Source organism: Culturomica massiliensis, assembly GCF_900091655.1.
In the GTDB taxonomy this organism is placed as follows: Bacteria; Bacteroidota; Bacteroidia; order Bacteroidales; family Marinifilaceae; genus Culturomica; species Culturomica massiliensis.
Genome location: NZ_LT594621.1, coordinates 553,265 through 576,793, shown reverse-complemented (window position 1 = coordinate 576,793; position 23,529 = coordinate 553,265). Strand labels below are relative to the sequence as shown.

Sequence of the window (23,529 nt, the reverse complement as noted above, 5' to 3'; positions counted from 1 at the left end):
GTCCGTATAAAACGTATTGAAAATCTTCAACGCTATGAAAAAAATCCTTATTATTTTCTCTGTCATCATCGGTATTTTTATTGTATTTTTATTACTGCTTCCCCTTTTCTTGCAAGGCAATATTTCAGAAATTATAGAAAAACAATCGGCAAAATACCTGAATGCAGAATTGCAAATCGAGGACATGCGTTTGAGTATGTTCAAAAGCTTTCCCGATTTGAATGTCCGGGTAAAAAATATCGTTCTATGCGGCAAAGGGGAATTTGAAGGCGATACGGTAGCGGCCATCAATACGTTCAATGCTTCTGTAAATGTAATGTCGCTCATAAAAGGCGAAGAAATTATCGTTAAAAAGATATACCTGAAAGATGCCCGGCTGAATCCGGAAATCGGGACATCCGGACAAAACAACTGGGACATTCTGATCCGTAAGACCACCGACACAACCAGTATAAAGAAAGCAGAATCTCCCAAAGAAAAGAAAGGCAAAAACGAAATACTTCATTTCAACGACATTCAAATCGAAAACCTTTCACTGAATTACACCGATATTCCGGGCGCGATACAAACGACTGTCGGACAATTGAATCTCAACCTGTCCGGAAATTTGAGTGCTGCCGAAACAATTTTAAAAATCGATTTACAAGTCAAGGATATTTTCTTCCGGCAGCAAAATACGGTATGGATCAGTCATTCCGATTTGCAATGGCAGGCTGAATTGGCTGCCGCATTGCAAGAACGGTCTTTCGACATCCAAAAGAATACGCTTGTTCTCAATGACCTCCGTCTGGATTTAAACGGTAAGGTAGCCCAGGCCGGAGACAAAACTCTGCTCGACTTACGTTTGAATACGCCGGACACCCGTTTTGAAAGCTTATTGGCGTTACTTCCCAAGACATATAAAGAGCAATTGTCAAAACTACAGACCAGCGGCAATTTCACCTTCGAACTGACCGCCAAAGGTGAATATTATAAAGATCATCTCCCGGCATTCGATCTGCATTTCAATATCGACAATGCCCGTGCCAAATATGAAGACTTACCGGAAGCGATAGAAAACATCAATATGGCACTGAATGTAAAAAATCCGGGAGGTCCTTCCGACTCTACGGATATCGATCTCCAAAAACTTTCTTTCACCCTCGGAGGCAATCCGTTTGACGTCCACCTGCAAATATCCGAATTAAACGATCCTCTGCTCAATGGAGGAGCGAAAGGCAGTATCGATTTCAACGATCTCAAAAAGGTTTTACCGCTACAAGGCGTAACCCTGGAAGGCTCGCTTCAGACCAGTCTGACCTTCCAAGGCCGGTATAAATACATCGAGCAAAAGCAATACGAAAAATTTACGGCCAAAGGAGATATACAAGTCAAAGATATATTTTATGCAAATACCGATTTCCCGAAAGGAATACATATTCCGACAGGAACGCTCCGGGTAACCCCGGCTGAATTGCACATCACCGATTTACAAGCCAAGGTTAACTCTTCGGACCTGAAACTCAAAGGTTATGTTTCAGGCTACCTCCCCTATATCTTAAAAAAAGAAACATTAAAAGGGAATTTCACCCTGTCTTCCGACCGCCTGGATCTGAATGAGTTTATAACCCCCAATACGCCGGTAAAAGACACGACGAATACCCAAGCGAAAGGAGATGTCAAAAATGAGGCCCCGATTATTCCGGCGAATCTACAGTTGCAAATCAATACCGACATAAATACCATACTTTTCGATAAGCTGAAAATCAGTAAAGTCAGAGGAAAAGTAAGTCTGGCCAATGCTTCTGCCATACTCGACAGATTGAGTATGAATCTGCTGGAAGGGAATATGGAAGTAAGCGGAAAATACACAACCGAAAAATACAGTTTTCCTCATTTCGACCTGCGGTTGAATGTCTCGGATCTCGACATACATTCTGCTTCCGAATCCTTTTCATTTGTCCGGAATAATTTGCCGATAACCATGAACTGTGAAGGAAAAATATCTTCCGTTCTCAACTTGTCTTCGGATTTGAGTATGGATATGTCCGTGCGTACCAATACCTTGAACGGATCGGGCTATATCGATTCCAAAGGTATTCTGATCAATGAGAATCCGGCTATGCTTAAGCTGGCCTCTGTGGTGAAAAATGACGAATTGAGCCGCTTATCCATCAGTTCTTTGAAAGTCGATTTTAAAATCGACCAGGGGAATATTACCATCGCGCCTTTCACGACCCGTTTAGCCGGTAACCCGGCCACGATTTGGGGTAGCCAAACAGTAGACGGGAAAATCGACTATACGATTTCCATGAATATCGACCGCAAATTTTTCGGCCAAGATATTGAAAATTTATTACGTTCGATACCGGGTTCCAAAAACATACAGAATCTGGATATAGACGCCAAAATCACAGGTACCTTAAACCGGCCACAGGTGCAACCCGATTTGTCGAAAGCCATCAACAAAGTAAGAAAAGCAGCTGAAAAAGATCTGAAAAATAAAGCTCTGAAAGGCTTGGAGAAATTATTTAAATAGTATCGAAACCCGGGCGCAGGAACGTCCGGGCATAAGGAAACTGATAATCGACTTCTTTTTCCAATTGCTCCAATACGACCTTGATGTGTTGAATGTCAACTGCCAGGGGATGACAATATTTTTCAAGCACATTCCAGGCATCTACCGAGCGTATCACACAAATCAGGGCCACTTTAGCCGAACCGTTATATTCTTTCCCGGGCATTGCTTCAGCCACGGCATTGTCTTTCCGAAGGCAATCGAACAAAGCTTCCCGTATCTTCGGCTGGATCGTATCCAAATACCAATTGATAACCTCCAACGCTTCCTCCGTAATTTTCACTTCCTCGCTTCCTTCCTTCCAATCCTGCTCGTCCAGGAAACCGAAGATTTCATCCAGACATTCTTCTGCCAACACCTCATATAACTGACAAATGTTGACAATATCGAAGGTCTCTATATAACTGTATTCATCTTCATCATCGCTGATCTCCGTCCCGAATTTATGCCACAAGCCTTCTTCTCTCAGCGGTTCCGCCAAATAAATATCCTCAATGCCGACACCCCGTTCCTTGGCTATATCTTGTACGACATCATAAGCTGAACGACATATATATTCCCAATAATTCCAAAAACTATCCCTCAAATGCATTACATTCCGTTCCGAATCCTCCCCCTCCCTTTCCTTGAATTTTTTTTCCATCGTATAACTGAGGCAATTCGCCTTATAACTGCATTTCTCACACCAACGATCGCAAAAATTATAAATTCCAGGAATAAAGCCGGAAACCGGATGATTATGTAATTTTTTTTTGGGCACAGTATATAAGATTTCGGTTAGGCAAAATGTAATAAATATCCCAATCTGTTTAGTTTTTATTTACATCTTAAAATTCAGTACAAAGATAGTCTATATGTGTATACGAACAAATTATAGCTATGCTTCTTTTACTAACCCCGATCTTTATGTATAAAAGGAATTGTAATATATTTACACGAATAAGGTTAACCGACATAAATTAATTTACCGCTAAAATACATTTTCAAGCCTGTTTTATCGACAGGCTGATTCTCTTGCGGTCTTTATCTGCCTGTAATACTTTTACGGTTACATGCTGATGAAGGGTTATCACATCTGCCGGATTAGCGATATAACGATCGGCAATCTCCGATATATGTACCAAACCGTCCTGTTTCACACCGACATCTACAAACACCCCGAAATTTGTTATATTCGTCACAATTCCGGGCAAAACCATCCCTTCCTGCAAATCCTCTATTTTCGTGATTCCCTCGGCAAAACTGAAAACCCGGGCCACCGAACGGGGATCGCGTCCCGGCTTTTTCAACTCGTCCAATATATCCTGTAAAGTCGGTAATCCGATTCGTTCATCCACATAACGTTTCAAATCAATCTTATCACACAATACACTATTACCGACCAGTTGTCCGACATTCACATTCAAATCACGGGCCATCTTTTCGACAACGGCATAAGACTCCGGATGCACAGAGGAATTATCCAACGGATTGGCGGCTCCTTCGATACGCAGGAAACCGGCACACTGTTCATAAGCCTTAGCTCCCATACGTTTCACTTTTTTTAATTCATTGCGACTACGGATAGCTCCGTTTTCCCGGATATAATTATCGATATTTTCAGCCAATACAGGTCCCAATCCGGAAATATGCATCAACAGGTATTTCCCTGCGGTGTTCACATTGACTCCGACCCGGTTTACACAGGATTCGACTACCCGGTTCAAACTCTCTTTCAATTTCGTCTGGTCGACATCGTGCTGATACTGACCGACACCTATCGATTTGGGGTCGATTTTCACCAACTCAGCCAAGGGATCCATCAGGCGGCGTCCGATAGATACGGCTCCCCTCACGGTAACGTCATATTCCGGAAATTCTTCCCGTGCAATGGAAGAAGCTGAATATACCGAGGCTCCGCTTTCACTCACCACAAATACCTGCAATTTACGATCGAACCGCAAACTCTGAATAAAAGTTTCCGTTTCCCGCCCTGCAGTACCGTTTCCAATCGCTATCGCCTGTATATCGTAAGTTTCCACCATATTGGTAATTTTCGCTGCCGCTTGTTTGTATTCTCCCCGGGGCGGATGAGGATATATGTTTTCATTATGCAGCAGGTGTCCTGTCTCATCCAGACAGACCACTTTACACCCGGTACGAAATCCGGGGTCTATGGCCAGAATACGCTTATTTCCCAAAGGCGGCGCCAACAATAATTGTCTCAGATTTTCTGCAAATACCCGGATCGCTTCTTCATCGGCTTTCTGCTTCGAAAGGCTCAGGTATTCCGACTCGATGGAAGGAAAAAGTAAACGCTTATACCCGTCTTTCACAGCATCGGATACCTGTACAGCACTATCGTTACGGCCTTTTACAAACAACCGGCCGATCGTATCGAGCAAAATTTCGTCATCTACAATCAAAGTCACTTTCAGTATCCCCTCGTTTTCCCCTCTCCGCATCGCCAGCATCCGGTGAGAAGGGCAACGCCTCAGCAATTCCGTATAATCGAAATAGTCACTGTATTTCTCTCCTTCACTCTCTTTTCCTTTTACCACTTTCGAACGGATATACGCCTCACGTTCTACTTGCCGGCGGGTAATGTTGCGGGCCCGCTCGTGTTCACTGACCCACTCTGCAATGATATCGCGGGCACCCTGTAAAGCCTCCGTTTCGGTTTTTACCTCTCCTTTTACAAAACGGCCGGCTTTCGCCACGACATCCCCGTTTTCCTGGCGCATCAGAATAGCGGCCAAAGGCTCCAGTCCCAAAGCCTTCGCTTTCGACGCCCGGGTTTGCTTTTTCGGCTTATAGGGTAAATAAATATCCTCTAACGTCCGCAATTCCCGGCATTCTTTAATCTGCTTTTCAAGTTGGGACGTCAGTTTTTCCTGCTGCCCGATCGTTTCCAAAACCGAAGTTTTCCGTTTTTCCAACTCCTTGTACTGTACATACCTCTCTTCTATCTCCCCGATACGAACCTCATCCATACTTCCTGTTCTTTCCTTACGATACCGGGCAATAAAAGGGATGGTAGCCCCTTCGTCCAGAAGCGCAAGTAAGTTACGGATATATTTAGCCTCCACACTTGTTTCCTCTGCAATAAAAATAACCGGGTCTATATAAAATTCTGCCATTTTAAATCGTTTTGCTATTGTTGTGATATCTGTGATCAAAGGGATCGTACTTTTCCAATAAAAATGTGTACAAAGATACAAGTTCTACGGTTTATTGCCTATCTTTACAGGGCTTAAAGTTCAGGCCGGCCTAAGAAGACCCCGGAAACAAAATTAAAATTTGCGCAGATCTTATGATCCGGATAAAAAATATCACTAAAAATTACGGAGACCTCCAGGTATTGAAAGGGATAGACCTCACTGTCAATGAAAAAGAGATTGTTACGATTGTCGGCGCCAGCGGAGCTGGGAAAAGCACCCTACTACATATTATCGGAACACTGGATCTTCCGGACTCCGGTGAGCTATGGTTCGGTGAAACAAATATAGCTACCCTTTCTCCTGTCAGACTGGCTGCTTTCCGAAACCACAATATCGGTTTCGTATTTCAATTCCATCACTTACTTCCGGAGTTCACTGCCCTTGAGAATGTCTGTATTCCGGCCTGGATAAAAGGAACGGCCAAAAAGGAAGCTGAAAAAAAAGCCGGGGAATTATTGGAACTTATGGGGCTAAAAGATCGTATTGCACATAAACCCAACGAACTGTCGGGAGGAGAGCAACAACGGGTGTCCGTTGCCAGAGCCCTGATCAACAATCCGCAGGTGATCCTGGCCGACGAACCATCCGGTAATCTGGACTCGCAAACGAAAAACGACCTGCACCGGTTATTTTTTTCACTGAGGGATCAATTGGGTCAGACTTTTGTTATCGTAACCCACGACACGGGATTGGCAGAGATGTCCGACAGACAAATACGGCTGAAGGACGGCAAAATTGCATAAAGTTGAAAACATATTTAAAAAGCTAAAAATACGACTTGTACAACTATATTTTTAACCTTTATATTTTTAGTTTTTAGTTTTCCTTTTATCTTTGCGTGATTTTAAAGAATTTATTACAAAAAAATAGGAATTAAAAAAGAAAATTCATGAAGTATTCAAATGATCTTGATAAGGTAAGTTATTGCCTTGGGCTGAGCATCGCCAGCAACCTGATTTCTTCAGGAGTAGACACCATTAACGCAGAAGCATTCAACGATGCTATGTCTACGGTATTTGCAGGAAAAATGCCGGAAATCATTCCGGACGAAGCAAATAAAATTCTGCAGGATTATTTTGATAAACTTCAGAATAAAAAAGGAGAGGCAGCCCTGAAAGCCGGAGAAAAATTCCTGTCGGAGAACAAATCCAAAGAAGGAGTTGTAACCCTACCCAGCGGCTTGCAATACAAAATATTAAAAGAGGGCAACGGTCCGAAACCCAAAGCTTCGGATACGGTAAAATGCCATTATGAAGGCCGTTTGATAAACGGAGCTGTTTTCGATTCATCGATCCGGAGAGGCGAACCGGCAGAATTCCCGGTAAACGGCGTTATTGCCGGTTGGGTGGAAGCTTTACAACTGATGAATACAGGTTCCAAATGGCAATTGTATATTCCCTCCGAACTGGCTTACGGTGCCCGCGGAGCAGGACAGTCTATCGGTCCGAACGAAACGCTGGTTTTCGATGTCGAACTGTTGGACATCGTTTAACCGGGAAAGCAGAGATCTTTCCCAAAGCGGAAATTACCGAATAAAATAACCTATAATTTATAGTCTTAAATTTTTAAACAATGAATGCAAAAAATTTACTATTAGTACTTGCAGTAGGTACATGCATTTTATCGGGCTGTAACAGCGGCTCTATGACATCTACCACTGCTACTTTAAAGACAGAAGCTGATACGGCTTGCTACTATATCGGTTACATGTACGGAACCGGTATTACACGTTCCGGTATTAAAGAACCAAACATGCAGGCTATCGTTGCCGGTATGAATACAGCTATCGAGAAAAAAGAGACCGGTGCCGATCAAATGCAAATGCAAATGTTTGTCAGCACATATCTGCAAAAAATGGCACAAAAAGTGGCTGAAGAAAACCTGACAAAAGGAGCTGAATTCATGAAGGAAAATGCCAAAAAATCAGGTGTAGATACCTTATCCGACGGCATTCAATACAAAGTGGTTAAAGAAGGCAACGGCCCGAAACCGGTAGCTACCGATATGGTAAAAGTACACTATAAGGGCACTTTGATCGACGGTACTGAATTCGATTCTTCCATCAAACGTAACGAACCGGCAGAATTCCGTCTGAATCAGGTTATCCCGGGCTGGACGAAAGCAATTCAGCAGATGCCTGTAGGATCTAAATGGATTCTTTATATTCCTTCGGATCAGGCTTACGGCCCAAGAGGTGCAGGCGGCGCTATCGGCCCGAACGAAACTCTGATTTTCGAAGTTGAATTACTTGATATCGTAAACCCGGATGCACAACAACCGGCTGCCGACAAAAAGTAATCTGACTACCAAATAAATAGCAGAGCTTGGGGGCAACCCCAGGCTTTGTTATTACATAAAACATCATTTACAGCATTTATTTTTTCCTTATGAATTACGAAATCAAGGGTAAACTCATTTTCAAAGAAGATACACAGCATATCAGTGAAAGATTCCAGAAAAGGGAATTTGTGATTGAGGTGGAAAATGAGAAAAATCCGCAATGGAACGACTTTATCAAAATCCAACTCATCCAGGACAGATGCGATCTATTGGAAAATATCGCTCTGAATGAAAATATAAAAGTATATTTCAATGTCCGCGGACGCAAGTGGGAAAATAAAGGTCAGGTCAGTTATTTCACAAATCTGGAAGGCTGGCGTATCGAAAAACTCCAGGAACAGACATCTGAAATGATGCCCCCGGTTCCGGAATATGCCGTCGAAGATATTCCGCCTATGCCGGAAGCCGACGACCTGCCATTTTAAAAAAATAAAAATTGAAAGTGGAAAATTAATATTTCCCATTTTCAATTTCTTTACTGTTTCAGGCGGATTTCATCTTCGGCAATCTCGATTATCCCCTGCTTATAGAGTGCTCCGATAGCTTTCTTATAATTTTTCTTACTGCATCCGAAAAGATTGTAAATAATTTCCGGAGCACTTTTATCGGAAACATCCAACACACCGCCGTTGTCTTTTATCTTTTCCAGTATCTTAGCCGTCAGCTCATCACTTTGCCCGTAACCGGCCCGCTGTAAAGAGACATCGATTTTACCGTCCGGACGCATCTCTTTAATGTATCCTTTCACTTTCTGACCGACACGTACCGGCTGAAAAATCTCATTACGGTATATCAAGCCCCAATGGGCATTATTAACAATTACACTGTATCCCAAATCGGAAGGGCGGGCGATCAGTAAATCAACTTCCTGTCCGACTTCATAAGCAGCCGGAGTGCGGTCCAGATATTTCTCAATCTTAGCCGTAGCAGCGATGCGATCACTTTCTTCATCGACATAAGCGTATACCAGATAGGTATTACCTTCCTTCATCCGTTCCCGCTGTTCCCGGAAAGGTACCAGCAAATCCTTCCGCAGTCCCCAATCCAGAAAAGCTCCGACAGAACTTGTCGCCACCACTTTCATGCAGGCAAATTCCCCGACAACGATATTCGGTATTTCCGTTGTCGCGATAACCCGGTCTTCGGAATCGAAATATATAAAAACTTTCAATTCGTCGTTCGGGAAACACTTTTCCGGCACATATTCCTTCGGCAACAGTATTTCGCCCCTATCCTCTCCATCCAGGTAGACTCCGAAATCAACAGCTTTGATCACTGTAAGTGTATTGTATTTTCCGATCTCAATCATAAATATTTATTTTATTCACAAAAGTAGTTCAAAAAATAGTTTTACACTTACAGTTCTCCTGCTAATTTCAAATTATTTAAAGGCTTTTTCCGACAAACCGGGTCCGTGAAGCTTCAATTTCTCGAAATACTCCGGCACCGGCCGTCCCATCAATTTGTCGACATACATCTTCGCAATGTACTGGGCAAGCATAAAACCGTGTCCGCGCATACCGACAAACAGCCCCAGTTCCGGATCTACAATATAACGCGGTTCGGTATAATAACCGGCCCATACGGCCTGTATCCCGACACCGGCCAAATCCGGAATCCATTCCACAAACATTTCGCTCACGATTTCCAGAAACGCTTTTGTATTCAGTTTTAAGTTCTTATCGATACGCATAGCATCCAGCTTCGGGGAAGCACAACCGATGATCTGTCCCGTATGGGCAATCTGTTGTCCGTATACGGCAGAAAATCCCTTATAATCCTGACGATCGATGAGCATATCCAGATTAGCTCCGTTCTTCCCCAGCATCGGCAGACGGCGGGTAATAAAAGCCTGATGGCGCACCGGATATAAGCCAGCATCTATTCCCATGCTATCGCACAATTTTCCGGCTCCTCCTCCCAAGGCATTCACAAAATGCTCCGTACGGTATTCCACATATTTTTTATCATGTGTCAATACCAATACACTGGTGTATTTCCCTTCTTTCACCGCCTCTATCACCCGGCAATCCTCCATCACCGTACCTCCGGCCGCGATACCTATATTCCGGACCAGATCGACTACCTTACCGGGCGTCGCCTGCCAGCAATCATCGGTAATCAAAGCCGCCAGGTATTTTTTAGACCTGGGATTAAAATAAGGCGAGATCTCCTCCCGGAATTGCTTGGGAGCGACCATTTCTGCCTTAGACCAGGCTTTACTTGCCTCCAATGCCTTGTACGTTGCTTCATCGTGAGCAAAATTGATATATTTGATCGGACGATAATCGATATTCGACAGGTATTGCAACTCTTTGAAAATAGTGTGATTACGGGTGGCAATCTCAGCCAGTTCCGGAATAGAAAATGCCGTGCGTCCACCGCCGATATTACGCCAGGAAGACCCCCGGTCGGCATTTACCAATACCGGATTCATACCGGCTTCCGCCATATACCTGAACAAAGCACTTCCGGCAATACCGCCGCCGGCAATCAAAGCCCCGACTTCTATTTTTTTAAAACCTTCCCGGTTGGCCACCAGATAAACATTTCCTTTCTTAGCCGGGTGCAATTCCCCCAATGTCAACTGATTGGAAAGCGGTGCACGCGGCGTTGCATCTCCGGTCAACTCGATTCCCCGGCTTCTTAACGCCTGGCGCAAACGCGGAATACACCGTTTTCCGCGGCAAGGTCCCATTCCCAGATGAGTCGTATGCTTCACCTCGTCGATCGAAATAAACTTACGGTCGCCTATCATCTGCAATACTTCTTCCAGTTTCACATCATCACAATGGCAAATATAGGTTTCTCCCTTATCGTCCCGCAACAGAGGTTTTAAATCCAGCGGTTCCGGATAAGAAGTTTTAACGATAAAGCCCCGTACCAGGGTCAGTTCTTCTCCGTGTATCGATAAAGCCCTCACCCGGGCCACATTCGTCTTGTTCGGTTTGGATAATATTTTCTCAATGACTCCTTCTCCCAGTTTCTCTCCGTTATTGTTTACCAGAAATACTTCCTGTCCTTCCTGTGCTTCATACTCTATCGGCAAAAACAGCATATCTTTCTTTACATTGTATCCGAAGATCGCCAGTCCGGGACATTGATATACACATTCCATACAACCGATACACCGGTCGTAATCAACGATCGGCACCGCAGAAGTAGACGACTTGGTAATCGCTCCGTGCGGACACGCAAAGGAACAGGGGTTGCAGGCAAAGCCATAGAGACAGTCAGCCTGTACAAATCCCCGGGCAAACATGCGTTCCGGCTCCGGTAAACGCGGCTCATCCAATATCCTGACAGGATGCTGCTGGGAATCGATGTATTCTTTGGAAAGCAACAAATAATCGTCGTAATTTACCCTCACTCCCAATTCCATCATGATCTGCATGGCCGTATGCCGGCCTTTCAACACGGCACTCGTCCCTTCCCCGATCCGGATGGCATCTCCGGCAGCAAAACATTGTCCGCCGAAAACTTCTTTCCCTTTTGCCCACAACTGATTATCCGGAATCAGCCCGGTACATATATTGATGACATCGATACCCCCTATGATTTTTTCTGTCCCCGGTACCGGTTTAAAATTCTCACAACGGGCAATCACAGCCCCTGTAATACCATTGCGTGCCTTATTCGGAATGGCTTTTAAAAGAATATGGGAAGTCATAACCGGTATGGCCAGGCGACGTACCCGATTGGCCTGCACCGGAAAACCGCCTTCCTGCGGCATTGCTTCAACAATGGCTTTGACATGGGCGCCGGCCTGCATCAACTGGTAGGAGGTCAGATATCCGATATTTCCGGCCCCCACCGTCAACACATTTTTCCCCAACAGGGTCATTTCATTGTTCATCATCTTCTGGACAACGGCAGCCGTGTATACGCCGGGCAGGTCGTCATTCTCAAAAGCCGGCATAAAAGGTACGGCTCCCGTAGCAACAACCAGGTAATCGGCATCGACAAAAAACACCTCCTCCGTATGCACATTCTTTACAGCCACTCTCTTCCCCTCCAACAAATCCCAAACGGTGGAGTTCAGATAAATACCTTCGGCATTGTCACCGGCCAGGGTTTTCGCAATATCGAATCCCCGCATCCCTCCGAATCTCTTTTCTTTTTCAAAAAAGAAAAACTGATGGGTTTGCATCGTAAACTGTCCGCCGATTTTATCATTGTTATCGATAACGATGTTGTCGACACCGTATTTATTGAATTCTTCCCGAACGGCCAGACCGGCAGGACCGGCCCCGACAATTACAACCGTCGTACGCAATATTTTCTTTTTTTCCGGCAATTCACGCTCCTTTTCTTTAGGCATAAAACGATCGGTAATCTCTTCTACTTCTTTCACCCCATCGACCTTCGTAATACATATCCGCCGGATTTTTCCGTCAACGAGCATTTCACACGCTCCGCATTTACCGATACCGCATTCCAGGGAACGCTCACGTCCGTCAAGACTATGACTATGCACAGGATAACCGGCCTGATGGAGAGCCGCTGCTATTGTATAGCCACTTTCAGCTTCAATTTTTTTGCCACGATATACAAAAGTGACTTTACTCCGGACAGGTACGTCCAATATCGGATGATGTTGTATTTTAGACATAAGTTCGTATTTTATTAAGGTTATTTAGATTTGGGTAAACTTATATATTAAAAACAAAAAAAAAGCTGACAATTGTCAACTTTTCATTTTCCGGAATATGCTCTTCAGCATTTCCTGCCCCGATTTCTACACCGGGATCAAATCATCCGCTCAAATACAAAACTTCCTTCTATGCCTTGCAAATCTACACTGATCCCTTTTACCGTACAATCGTCAACCAATAAGCCAAACCACGAGTCGAGCTTGTACTCGATAACCGTATTGGCATGAATAATATCCACTTCTACAGCTTGTAGCTTAACCTTACGGTCTTCGATCTCACCGATCAGGAACTCCTGCACCATCAGTTCATCTTCTTCACTCGTATTATCCATAAAAACGATACGGCCCGAAAGCTTTTCTTCCTCCTGTTTGAGGACAACCTCCCCTTCTGCCGTCCCATAGCCGTAATTTTCCCTGTATCTCCATTTACCGGTTAAATCCATATATCTTCCTGCTATTATCGGTATATTATTCTTCTGTCCGTTTGGCTTCCTGCCAATACGCCTCCATTTCCTCCAGATTCATATCGGCCAGTTTTTTTCCGGCTGCATTGGCTTTATCTTCTACATAAGAGAAGCGTTTGATAAACTTACGATTTGTCTTTTCCAGCGCATTTTCGGGATTAAGGCCGTACAAACGGGCGGCATTGATCACCGCAAACATAAAATCTCCCAGTTCCTCCTCCATTTTCTCCTTGTCTCCTTTCCGAAGCTCTTCTTCAAACTCTCCCAGTTCTTCCCGAACCTTGTCCCACACATCTTCTTTCTGTTTCCAGTCGAATCCGACACCCCTGACCTTATCCTGTATCCGGTAAGCTTTGACCAAAGCCGGTAAAGAAACCGGTACGCCCTCCAATACTTTGTGCTTCCGTCCCTTTTCCTTCAACTTCAACTGTTCCCAATTCCGCAATACGTCCTGCTCGTCTTCTACCTGAATATCTCCGTATATATGCGGATGACGGTAGCGCAATTTATCACAGATCGCCGTCAATACGCCGGCCATGTCAAACTCCCCCTGCTCTTCTGCCAAACGGGCATAAAATACAAGGTGCATAATCAAATCCCCCAATTCTTTTTTTACCTCCTGCATATCCTTGGCCAAAATAGCATCCCCCAACTCGTAAACTTCTTCTATCGTCAGGCTACGCAAAGATTCCAACGTCTGTTTTTTATCCCAGGGGCACTTCTCCCGCAAGGTCTCTATGATTTCTATCAAATCGGCAAAAGCCGCTTTTTTCTGCTCTAAATTATTCATAAACCTAACATTCTCCATCAGTTAGCCGGTCAATACAACAAAGCACGGAAATCTTTATCCCTCAATCGACAATCCTATATTGATTTTTATTAATTTGCACCTGCAAAAATAAAGGTTTTATCTGAAGTTTCATGATCGAGCAAAGAATAAGTATCGGAAATATAGATCCCATTGATTTTTATGGTGTTGGCAATACAAAATTCAATTTACTGAAAGAATTTTTTCCAAAATTAAAAATTACGGCAAGAGGGGACGAGATCATCATACAGGGAGAAGAGAGCGATATAGAAATTCTTCATTCCAAAATTACGGCACTTCTGGAGCATTACCACCGGTACAATATGTTGACGGTGGCAAACTTAAAACGCATTTTACTGGAAGACAACGTACTGGAAAATCCGGAAGACCTGGCATCCGTTATCCTGTTCGGGAATTCAGGCAAAGCCATACGGGCCCGCACTCCCAACCAACGCAAATTAGTTGAATTGGCCCGGGACAACGACCTGCTGTTCGCAACCGGACCGGCAGGTTCCGGAAAGACATATACGGCCATAGCACTGGCAGTAAAGGCATTGCGCAACCGGGAAGTAAAACGTATCATACTCAGCCGGCCGGCAGTGGAAGCCGGCGAAAGCCTGGGCTTTTTACCGGGAGACCTGAAAGAAAAAGTAGATCCGTATCTGCAACCCTTATACGATGCGCTCTCGGATATGATCCCACCGAAGAAACTGGAAGATTATCTGGCGACAGACATTATACAGATCGCCCCTCTGGCTTATATGCGGGGACGGACACTAAACGATGCCTTCGTTATCCTGGACGAAGCACAGAATACCACCCGCAACCAATTGAAAATGTTCCTGACCCGTATGGGTGTCAGTGCCAAATTCGTCATCACCGGCGATATGAGTCAGATCGACCTGCCCCGAAAAAGCGATTCAGGCCTGACACATGCTTTTAAAATCCTGCATAAAATCAGAGGAATTGCTTTTGTAGAGTTCGATGCAGGAGATATCATACGCCACCGTCTGGTCAAGGACATCGTAAAAGCATACGAAAAAGAAGGCGAGAAAGAGGAAAAGAAAAAAGAAAGACAGGGTTGAACGCTGGATTACTGAAACATCACATTTTCAACATCTTGTATTAAACATACCGGTTGAAGAAAAAACCGCAATTCCGGAAACCGAAGTAAAGAATTTTACTTAATTTTGTCTCAATTATATCATTAACAATAATCAGCAAATAAGCATGGAAGCTATTGTAAAAACCGATTTTCACTTTCCCGGCCAAAAAAGCGTTTACAAAGGGAAGGTACGCGATGTGTATAACATCAAGGACGAATATTTAGTCATGTTGGTTTCCGACCGGATATCGGCATTCGACGTCGTTCTTCCGAAAGGTATTCCTTACAAAGGTCAGGTATTGAATCAGATTGCCTCCAAATTTCTGGATGCAACGGCCGATATCGTTCCGAACTGGAAAATCGCAACGCCCGACCCGATGGTTACAATAGGTCACAAATGCGAACCGTTCAAAGTAGAAATGGTTATCCGGGGTTATCTGACCGGTAGTTCCTGGCGCTTGTACAAAGAAGGCGGACGCGACCTTTGCGGGCATCCCCTGCCGGAAGGAATGAAAGAGAATCAGAAGTTCCCGGTTCCGCTGATCACCCCGACGACAAAAGCTGACGAAGGTCACGACGAAAATATATCCAAAGAAGAAATCATCGCCCAGGGATTGGTCAGCCGTGAAGATTACGAATTATTGGAAAAATATACGATGGCCTTATTTGAGAGAGGTACTCAGATGGCTGCCGAAAAAGGACTGATCTTAGTCGATACCAAATACGAATTCGGTAAAAAAGACGGTAAAATTTACCTGATCGACGAAATTCATACACCGGATTCCTCCCGTTATTTCTATGCCGAAGGTTATGAAGCACGGTTTGAAAAAGGAGAAAAGCAAAAACAACTCTCCAAAGAGTTCGTACGTGAATGGCTGATGGACAACGGATTCCAGGGCAAAGAAGGTCAGCAAGTGCCTGAAATGACCCCCGAAATCATCGCCGGTATCACCGACCGCTACATCGAACTGTACGAAAACATCACCGGGGAAAAATTCGTCAAAGGCGAAGGCACCAACGTCCTCCAACGCATCGAAACCAACGTCGACAATTACCTGAAAAGCTTATAATACAGATGTATATTTTAAAATACTCCGTATCGTTTTCAAACGGTACGGAGATTTTTATTCGTTTGTTTTTCCATTCTCCGATTTAAAGCTTATCTCTATCCGTCATAAAGGTATAAGCCGTTTGTTCCCGGAGCCTGCCAAACATTTACATTACCTGTCGGACTTACGGCTGCCGGATCCAGATTGGCAACAGGAAAAGTAGCAGCAGCAGCCCACGCAGGATCATTTATAACCGGATGTACGGCATTCAAACCATTAGCCGGCATATTCGCCAGGTGGGTTGCTATTTGCGCCGCCCCAGCCACCACCTGCCCTGCCGGTTTTATTTCCCCGACAGACCTGATAAATCCTAATCCCGGAGTTCTCAGACTTAAATCGGGAATTTGTCCTGTCGGTGTAGGTATCTCAACTCCTTTAATCCATGTCGGATGAGCCGGATTCGGATGTCCATTCACCAGATAATCAGCCTCCAATATCCCATGAATATGAGTACCGATAGCCATCGCACTCCCAATATTCGGACAATTTATATTCCCAAGTACAGCTCTTTGGATAGCACGATTGTCCAAAGAATTATTTACTCCAAAATTTTTAGCCGGCTCATTCACCTCTTTAAGCTGAGCCAAAACAATAGCAGGGGAAAGCTTATTCACTGATTGCGCACTACGACTACCAACATGTAACCGTTGAATAGTACGAGAAACTTTTTTCCGATACACTTTTTCCGCTTTCATGACCTGAAATATTTACTATTACTATTTTTTACTGAACACTTAATTTTTGTTCTATCGATTCTATTAAGGCAACTATAGTTGGATGCGGAGTACTTGCAGTATGTATATCAATAAAAATTATTGACCCGGTATCTTCTAAAAAACCTTGCGGGTCAGATAATTTTGCATCTCTAGCAGCTACCAGTGCTATTAATCCCAAATTAAGTTTAGTCTCATCGGTAAGTCCACCTACATAACTCTTAAGTTTACCTCCTTTACTTAATTGAAAAAATTCACCTTTTAACTCTGTAGATTCAAAAACACCTACCTCCTTCCCAGGAGTATCAACTATTGTCGCCGGATAATAGTCAACAGGAGCTGCTATCGGCACTTTAAAATTAGAATTTACATTAGTAGTTTCATTATACTCTTTTTGGGCTGTAGCAGTTTTTCCGAATATTTTATAAACACGTCCAGCTTTGATATATATACCACGACTTGCTTCCCGGGATTTTACTTTAGATATCCCGGTAAAGTCAATCACTTCTCTTGATGAACTCCTTTTAAGCTTTAATCTCTGTATAATTTCAGATGAAGCACCTCCCTTTTGATGCACCTTATCCATAAAACAGCCCCATACATTTTTTAGAATTACTCCAGATTGGTCAAGCGTATTTTCTTTTCTTTGAGTAATCTGGCTAAGCAGAGATAAGGGCCGGTTATCCACAAACTGTGCCGTACCACCGCGTACCAATTGAGGGGTACGGTCGTTTTTTTCCTGGTGTACTTTTTCCGCTTCCATAGACTGCATAAAAACAGAGTGATAAAACAAAAATAAGTGTCCGGATTCCACGCAGGAAATTTATTTTTCGAATGACAGGCAAATTTTTCTAAAACGGCATTTCGGATACCCAAACGGCTGTCAACCGTTTCCCGGTTCAGAGGTAGTTTAGTGTACGATCTCCCTCACCGTCCGGTATTTCAGCTCATAACCGGAGGTCATCATACGCATCGGGATAACGTGGGCCGAACGGGTGAGGGTGTAGGCGGATTCCCCCATCAGCAACCACAGCAGCCATTCCGGTAAAACAACCGTAAACAGAGGCTTGCGAATAACAGCCAGGGATCGGACAAACTCCCGGTAAGTAACGGCATTGGGAATAACCAGGTTGTAAACGCCTTCCATATCTCTGTGGTCCAGCACATACATTACGAACCCTGCCACATCTTCCACATGTATCAGCGGGAATTCCTGTTTTCCGTTTCCCATAATCACGGCTACACGTGATTTGATCATCGGCTTTAGTTTATGCAACACCCCTCCGTTTTGTCCGATGACAATACCGAATCTCAGAATAACTTTACGTACCTGCTCCAACTGAGCGACCTCTCCTTCCCATACCTTTATCACTCCGGCCAGAAAATGATGTCCCAGATCGGCAGAATATTCGTCACAAAAGGTATCGGGTTTGTAAACACCGACAGCAGAAGCATTGATCCACAATAGCGGCTTTTTTTCCGATCCCTGTATACACCTGACCAGATTACGGGTGATACAACGTCTGGATTCAACGATTTCAATCATCTTCTCATCGGTCCAACGTCCGGCAATGCTCTCCCCTGCCAGATTTACGACAATATCGGCTCTCCGGGCTGCATCCTTCAATTCCTCATTCCCGGTAAGCAATGCCTCCCTGGAAGCGGTAAATACATGATGTCCGTTCTTTTCAAACGTCTCCTTCAAGACCTGTCCGATAAATCCGTGTAATCCAGTTACCAGTATCTCCATAAGTTCTAACATTCGTAAAACTTATAAACGACTACCGATCTGAAAAGTTCTAAACCGCAACAGATTTTAAACGTATTTTCCCGATTTAATCCGGTCTGTAACCGGTAAGAAAAGTGGTCCGCTTTCCGGCTTCCGTCATTTTACAATAAAAGTTTTGAAATCGCCGTGCAGGAAATTGCGCAACTCGTCGGCCGTAATGCGCACTTTGTAATTGCCGTCTTTGACAAAAGTTATATTACCGGTTTCTTCACTCACCACAATAATAAGCGCATCGCTTACAGCACTCAATCCGAGGGCAGCCCGGTGACGCAACCCCATACTCCCCGGCAGGTCCGTTTTATCCGATACCGGCAGGATACAACGGGCCGCCAAAATTTTATTTTCTGCAATAATAACGGCACCATCGTGTAAGGGAGTATTTTTAAAGAAAATATTCTCGATCAGATCGCTGGTTACCTTCGCCTTCAACATTACCCCGGTCTGGGCATAATTGTACAACTCCGTATTCTGGGCGAAAACAATCAATGCTCCCGTTTTGGTTTGCGAAAAATAGACACACGACTGTACGATGGCTTCGGATACATCGTCCTTGATCACCGGTTTAGCAAAAAGACTTTCAAAATTGAAGATATTCTGTAAATTGTATTTACTACCCACCAGCAACAGGAAACGCCTTACTTCCTGCTGAAATACGATCAGCAAAGCGATTACCCCCATCCCGATAAACTGTCCCAGAATTGAAGAGATCAACTCCATATTGAAAGCCCGTACCAGCAACCATGCGAGGTAAAATATGAAAATCCCGATAAAAATATTGATTGCAGCCGTTCCTTTTACCAATCTGTACACCTGATAAAAAATAAAAGCAACAATCAGTATATCCAATACATCAAATACCCCGAACTTGATAAACAACGATATCATACTGCTGGTCTTTTCAATTCATTATACAAATCTACAATTAATTTTTAATTATTGGCCGTCCTTTCCTTCGATTTCCGATGGCGTTCGTTCATACTTAGTATAACGATCAATACGGACATCAATACCAATAACAGACCGACGAAGTTTTTGATACCCAATTCCTCGTGAAAAGCGTAAACGCCGACAATAATTGCGGTAATCGGTTCCAGGGTTCCCAACACCGAAGTCGCAACAGAACCGATACGCGCTACCGCCGCCACTAACAAGCGGGCAGAAATCACCGTACTCAATATGCCGAGCATCGACATATCGAAGAGAAAATGAGGCGTATAATTTAAAGTAAACGTACCTTTAACCCCGGCAGCAATCCAATAGAACAAAGCGGTAAACAGCAATACATAAAATGTAAGTACGTCAGGGTTCATCGACCGCAGTAACGGACGATTCAAAGCCACAATGTACGTACCGTAAGTAAAGGTCGTCAATATGGCAAACACCAATCCGGCCCATTTGATTTCTCCCCCACTCCACAACATAAAGTAAACCCCGACAATTGCCAGCCCGATAGCTCCTTTCACCAGCAACGACAAATGCTGCCTATAAAATAAAGACATAAAAATAGCCACGACTACCGGATAAAGATAATGAATCGAAGTCGCAATCCCAGTCGGCATATACCGATAGGAAAGGAAAAGAAAATAAGCTGTAATCCCGTATCCCCCGACACCTGCCCATAGCAGCTCGACACAAGCTTTTTTACCGATCCTCAGGTCGGTTTTCCGAAACAGAAGGTATATGCCGTATACGATGGCCGCTATCATATAGCGGTAAACCAATATGGTATCGTTGTTGACTCCTTCCTGCATAGCCGTATTGGCAAATAAAGGTATCATACCAAATGTGGCAGCCGACAAACAGGCATATATTATCCCCCGTATTTTTCCCATTCTTCTATTTTTAGCTCTGCAAAATTAAACAATCCTTGTAAATTCCTTTTTTTTCAACGTAAAAAAGAAAAACAGGCTATAAAATCACTACCTTTGTCATTCGTTTTAAGTCTATTGACTTATTAAAATTTACGTTTCAATTGTATTTTTGTAACTTTATCCGTTGAAGCTTATTATATTCTTAAATATTGCATTTTTTGAGCACTTAAAAACACGACATCTATGCACTACATCATTACACTACTTTCATTTATCGCATTTTGTTTACCCACACTAGGTCAAAATGAAGCGAAAACGATTTTGGATAAATCGGCAGCTAAAATAAAAGCTCTTCCGGCTGTGGAAATCCAATTTACATTGACGATGGAAAACAAAGCCGAAAACATCAATGAGGAGCATGAAGGCAAAGCTTGGATGAAAGGTAATCTGTATAAATTAAACGTCATGGACGTAGAAAACTACTATGATGGAACCAATATTTACACCTATATGCCTGAAGTTCAGGAAGTAAACATTAAAAACCCATCTGACGAAGAAGAGGACATGCTGAATCCGACAAAGATTTTTGACATCCACAACACCGGTTTCAAGCAACAATTGATTTCAACGACAAACGGGATTGCCTATATCGAGCTCTACCCCATCGACCTGAAAAAGAATTTCGTCAAAATAGGCATACGGGTAAAAACAGCCGATTCTTCCATCCAGGAAGTTACCTCTTTCGGTAAAGACGGTAATAATCTAATTATTACCATCAACAGTATAAAACAACCTTCCCCCATTCCTGCCGATTCTTTTTTCAAATTCGATACGGCAAAACATGCTGATGTGGAAGTTGTCGATATGAGATAATAAATTTCTTTCAAAAATAAATACCGGGAGTTGACGATGGTCAGTTCCCGGTATTTTTTATATCGCTTGTCAGGCTATCGCCCGGAATTAAACATTAAAACGGAAATTCATCATATCTCCATCCTGTACCACATAATCCTTGCCTTCTACCGACATTTTTCCGGCTTCTTTGCACTTGGCTTCCGAACCGTAAGTAATAAAATCATTGTATTTGATTACTTCCGCGCGGATAAACCCTTTTTCGAAATCGGTATGTATAATTCCGGCTGTCTGGGGTGCCTTCATTCCTTTGCGGAAAGTCCATGCCCGGACTTCCTTCGGACCGGCAGTGAAATAAGTCTGCAAATTCAACAAATGATAAGCTGTACGGATCAGTTTATTTACCCCTGCTTCTTTCAAACCCAAATCTTCCAGAAACAGCTGTTTTTCCTCGTAGGTCTCCAATTCCGCAATATCGGCTTCGATAGCGGCTCCGATCACCAGTACTTCTGCCCGTTCGTCTTTAACAGCCTCTCTGACAGCTTCCACATATTTATTACCATTGACAACCGAAGCTTCATCCACATTACACACATACAATACCGGTTTGTTGGTCAGCAACTGTAAATCCTTAGCGACATCCTGCTGTAAATCGTCCAGCACAACCGTCCGGGCCGACAACCCTTTTTCCAGGGCATCCTTATACATATGCAACACTTCAACCAAGCGCTTCGCATTGGCATCGCCTCCGGTCATTGCCCTCTTTTCTTCTTTCTGAAGCCGGTTTTCGACCGTTTCCAAATCTTTCAGTTGCAATTCGACATCGATAATTTCTTTATCCCCTACAGGATTTACACGTCCATCCACATGCACAATATTATCGTCATCGAAACAACGTAATACATGGATAATCGCATCCGTTTCCCGGATGTTCGACAGAAATTTATTTCCCAGCCCTTCTCCTTTACTGGCCCCTTTTACCAGGCCGGCAATATCCACAATCTCCACGACAGCCGGTACGACATTCGCGGGCTTCACCAATTCCACCAACTTATTCAATCGCTCATCGGGCACTGTAATCACACCCACATTCGGTTCGATCGTGCAGAACGGGAAATTGGCAGACTGTGCCTTGGCGTTACTCAAACAATTAAACAAGGTCGACTTTCCGACATTCGGCAGTCCGACAATACCACATTGTAAACCCATAAATTTACATTAAATATTTAATATCAATTATTTATATCACTACTCTATTCTTTCCGGAAATATCCGCAGACATAAACGACAGGCCACGGGAATATTCCAGAATTTTCCGTCCGCAAAGATAGCCAAACTTTCGAATAGTCGGTTTTAATTGCGGATTTTAGATTTACGATTTTAAATCCGGCCCATAACCTTTCCCTGAAAAAGAAGAATCAAAAATGTAAAGTTAAATCCTGAAATTAAATTGTCCGATTTACCTACAGATAATTTTATACCTTACCTCACTGTGATATGAAAACATCCTTGTTTATACTCATAGCGGACATAACATTGTTTTGCTTTACGCAAATCCTGCAAAACTTCTGCCAATACCGACTTCAGTTTATCGTTTTCCGTCTTTCCGAAACCGGTTTTCTTAAAACGTGCATAAGCCACATCGAAAGTCGTACCGAAAACATGTGCTGAATTGGCACTGGCATTTATATTTCTTTTCCGGAGTTTCTTTACCGACTCATCTGTCCGCAACACACTGGTCACAATAATCCGGTAAGAAGGTAAGTCTTTAGCCGATAAAGAATCCCGGAAATTCCGCCCTATCGCTTGCAATAAGCCGACGGCCCTGGGCACCAGATAAGGCTGCGAATGGGTCAGTTCGTCTACTTCATACAGCCGGCAAGACCGGATTTCTTCGACCTGCCCTTTCATCCGTTTCAACTCATTCACCGACCCGACCGGTTGTATCCCCCATTTTCGGGCTCCCTGCAGATGTTTGTCATTCAAATCATTGAATGTGCGCGAATAATTCCGGAAATAGGAAAAACGATCGTTTTTTTTATCTCCGCTACATCCACACCACAGAAATATCCCCAATATAACCGCAATTTTAATAATTTGCATCCCTCTCTCATTTTGAGAATGCAA

Annotated in this window: 21 protein-coding genes; 8 read left to right on the top strand and 13 right to left on the bottom strand. The window is 43.6% G+C overall.

Going from position 1 to position 23,529, the window contains the following annotated elements; all coding sequences use genetic code 11:
• Positions 1-34: 34 nt before the first annotated feature.
• Positions 35-2,518, top strand: coding sequence for an AsmA-like C-terminal region-containing protein (locus BN8908_RS03520; RefSeq protein ID WP_068689097.1), 2,484 nt, complete (start codon positions 35-37; stop codon positions 2,516-2,518).
• On the opposite strand, the gene BN8908_RS03515 is transcribed toward BN8908_RS03520, so the two are convergent.
• Complete coding sequence (locus BN8908_RS03515; RefSeq protein WP_068689095.1) at positions 2,511-3,317, bottom strand: hypothetical protein; 807 nt, start codon at positions 3,315-3,317, stop codon at positions 2,511-2,513. The genes BN8908_RS03520 and BN8908_RS03515 overlap by 8 nt on opposite strands.
• A 223-nt stretch (positions 3,318-3,540) precedes the next feature.
• The gene (locus BN8908_RS03510; protein ID WP_021987296.1) at positions 3,541-5,676 is read right to left on the bottom strand and encodes a Tex family protein; all 2,136 of its coding nucleotides are present in this window, start codon (positions 5,674-5,676) and stop codon (positions 3,541-3,543) included.
• A 173-nt stretch (positions 5,677-5,849) separates the two neighbouring features.
• On the opposite strand from BN8908_RS03510, the gene BN8908_RS03505 reads away from it, so the two are divergent.
• The 4 genes from BN8908_RS03505 to BN8908_RS03490 all read left to right on the top strand — a co-directional run bounded on the left by BN8908_RS03505 (position 5,850) and on the right by BN8908_RS03490 (position 8,522).
• Complete coding sequence (locus BN8908_RS03505; RefSeq protein WP_021987295.1) at positions 5,850-6,500, top strand: ABC transporter ATP-binding protein; 651 nt, start codon at positions 5,850-5,852, stop codon at positions 6,498-6,500.
• A gap of 146 nt (positions 6,501-6,646) precedes the next feature.
• Positions 6,647-7,249: a BamJ family beta-barrel-assembly machinery protein gene (locus tag BN8908_RS03500; protein WP_021987294.1), complete on the top strand. Its 603-nt coding sequence runs from the start codon at positions 6,647-6,649 to the stop codon at positions 7,247-7,249.
• An 80-nt stretch (positions 7,250-7,329) separates the two neighbouring features.
• Positions 7,330-8,055: a BamJ family beta-barrel-assembly machinery protein gene (locus BN8908_RS03495; protein ID WP_082989208.1), complete on the top strand. Its 726-nt coding sequence runs from the start codon at positions 7,330-7,332 to the stop codon at positions 8,053-8,055.
• An 89-nt stretch (positions 8,056-8,144) separates the two neighbouring features.
• Positions 8,145-8,522, top strand: coding sequence for a DUF3127 domain-containing protein (locus tag BN8908_RS03490; protein ID WP_021987292.1), 378 nt, complete (start codon positions 8,145-8,147; stop codon positions 8,520-8,522).
• A 50-nt stretch (positions 8,523-8,572) separates the two neighbouring features.
• On the opposite strand, the gene BN8908_RS03485 is transcribed toward BN8908_RS03490, so the two are convergent.
• From BN8908_RS03485 to mazG, 4 genes are all read right to left on the bottom strand, one after another.
• The gene (locus tag BN8908_RS03485) at positions 8,573-9,406 is read right to left on the bottom strand and encodes a CvfB family protein (protein ID WP_021987291.1); all 834 of its coding nucleotides are present in this window, start codon (positions 9,404-9,406) and stop codon (positions 8,573-8,575) included.
• A gap of 72 nt (positions 9,407-9,478) precedes the next feature.
• Complete coding sequence (locus BN8908_RS03480; RefSeq protein WP_021987290.1) at positions 9,479-12,709, bottom strand: FAD-dependent oxidoreductase; 3,231 nt, start codon at positions 12,707-12,709, stop codon at positions 9,479-9,481.
• 137 nt (positions 12,710-12,846) lie between these two features.
• Positions 12,847-13,194, bottom strand: a complete 348-nt coding sequence (locus BN8908_RS03475; RefSeq protein WP_068689094.1) for a hypothetical protein — start codon at positions 13,192-13,194, stop codon at positions 12,847-12,849.
• Between the two features lie 25 nt (positions 13,195-13,219).
• A complete protein-coding gene (mazG, locus tag BN8908_RS03470) occupies positions 13,220-14,005 on the bottom strand; it encodes a nucleoside triphosphate pyrophosphohydrolase (protein WP_068689092.1) in 786 nt (261 codons plus the stop codon).
• Positions 14,006-14,136: 131 nt separating this feature from the next.
• On the opposite strand from mazG, the gene BN8908_RS03465 reads away from it, so the two are divergent.
• Together BN8908_RS03465 and BN8908_RS03460 are read left to right on the top strand one after the other, a co-directional pair.
• Positions 14,137-15,108, top strand: coding sequence for a PhoH family protein (locus tag BN8908_RS03465; protein WP_068689090.1), 972 nt, complete (start codon positions 14,137-14,139; stop codon positions 15,106-15,108).
• A 145-nt stretch (positions 15,109-15,253) separates the two neighbouring features.
• Entirely contained in the window at positions 15,254-16,198 is a 945-nt protein-coding gene (locus tag BN8908_RS03460; protein WP_021987286.1) for a phosphoribosylaminoimidazolesuccinocarboxamide synthase, read from the top strand.
• A gap of 95 nt (positions 16,199-16,293) precedes the next feature.
• Here the strand turns inward: BN8908_RS03460 and BN8908_RS03455 are convergent, their stop codons facing one another.
• The 5 genes from BN8908_RS03455 to BN8908_RS03435 all read right to left on the bottom strand — a co-directional run bounded on the left by BN8908_RS03455 (position 16,294) and on the right by BN8908_RS03435 (position 20,571).
• The gene (locus tag BN8908_RS03455) at positions 16,294-16,932 is read right to left on the bottom strand and encodes a hypothetical protein (protein ID WP_068689088.1); all 639 of its coding nucleotides are present in this window, start codon (positions 16,930-16,932) and stop codon (positions 16,294-16,296) included.
• Between the two features lie 28 nt (positions 16,933-16,960).
• Complete coding sequence (locus BN8908_RS03450) at positions 16,961-17,713, bottom strand: hypothetical protein (RefSeq protein ID WP_148453167.1); 753 nt, start codon at positions 17,711-17,713, stop codon at positions 16,961-16,963.
• Positions 17,714-17,860: 147 nt separating this feature from the next.
• Entirely contained in the window at positions 17,861-18,712 is an 852-nt protein-coding gene (locus tag BN8908_RS03445; protein ID WP_082989207.1) for a TIGR01777 family oxidoreductase, read from the bottom strand.
• Positions 18,713-18,835: 123 nt separating this feature from the next.
• Positions 18,836-19,624: a diadenylate cyclase CdaA gene (gene cdaA / locus BN8908_RS03440; protein WP_021987283.1), complete on the bottom strand. Its 789-nt coding sequence runs from the start codon at positions 19,622-19,624 to the stop codon at positions 18,836-18,838.
• A 44-nt stretch (positions 19,625-19,668) separates the two neighbouring features.
• Positions 19,669-20,571 carry a DMT family transporter gene (locus BN8908_RS03435; RefSeq protein ID WP_068689082.1) on the bottom strand — a complete coding sequence of 301 codons (903 nt, stop codon included), beginning with the start codon at positions 20,569-20,571 and terminating at the stop codon, positions 19,669-19,671.
• Positions 20,572-20,793: 222 nt separating this feature from the next.
• On the opposite strand from BN8908_RS03435, the gene lolA1 reads away from it, so the two are divergent.
• Positions 20,794-21,423 carry an outer membrane lipoprotein periplasmic chaperone LolA1 gene (lolA1, locus tag BN8908_RS03430; RefSeq protein WP_021987281.1) on the top strand — a complete coding sequence of 210 codons (630 nt, stop codon included), beginning with the start codon at positions 20,794-20,796 and terminating at the stop codon, positions 21,421-21,423.
• Between the two features lie 87 nt (positions 21,424-21,510).
• Here lolA1 and ychF read toward each other — a convergent pair whose 3' ends face one another.
• A complete protein-coding gene (gene ychF, locus BN8908_RS03425; protein WP_068689080.1) occupies positions 21,511-22,611 on the bottom strand; it encodes a redox-regulated ATPase YchF in 1,101 nt (366 codons plus the stop codon).
• A 273-nt stretch (positions 22,612-22,884) separates the two neighbouring features.
• Entirely contained in the window at positions 22,885-23,505 is a 621-nt protein-coding gene (locus BN8908_RS03420; RefSeq protein ID WP_068689078.1) for a DUF5715 family protein, read from the bottom strand.
• Positions 23,506-23,529: the final 24 nt, after the last annotated feature.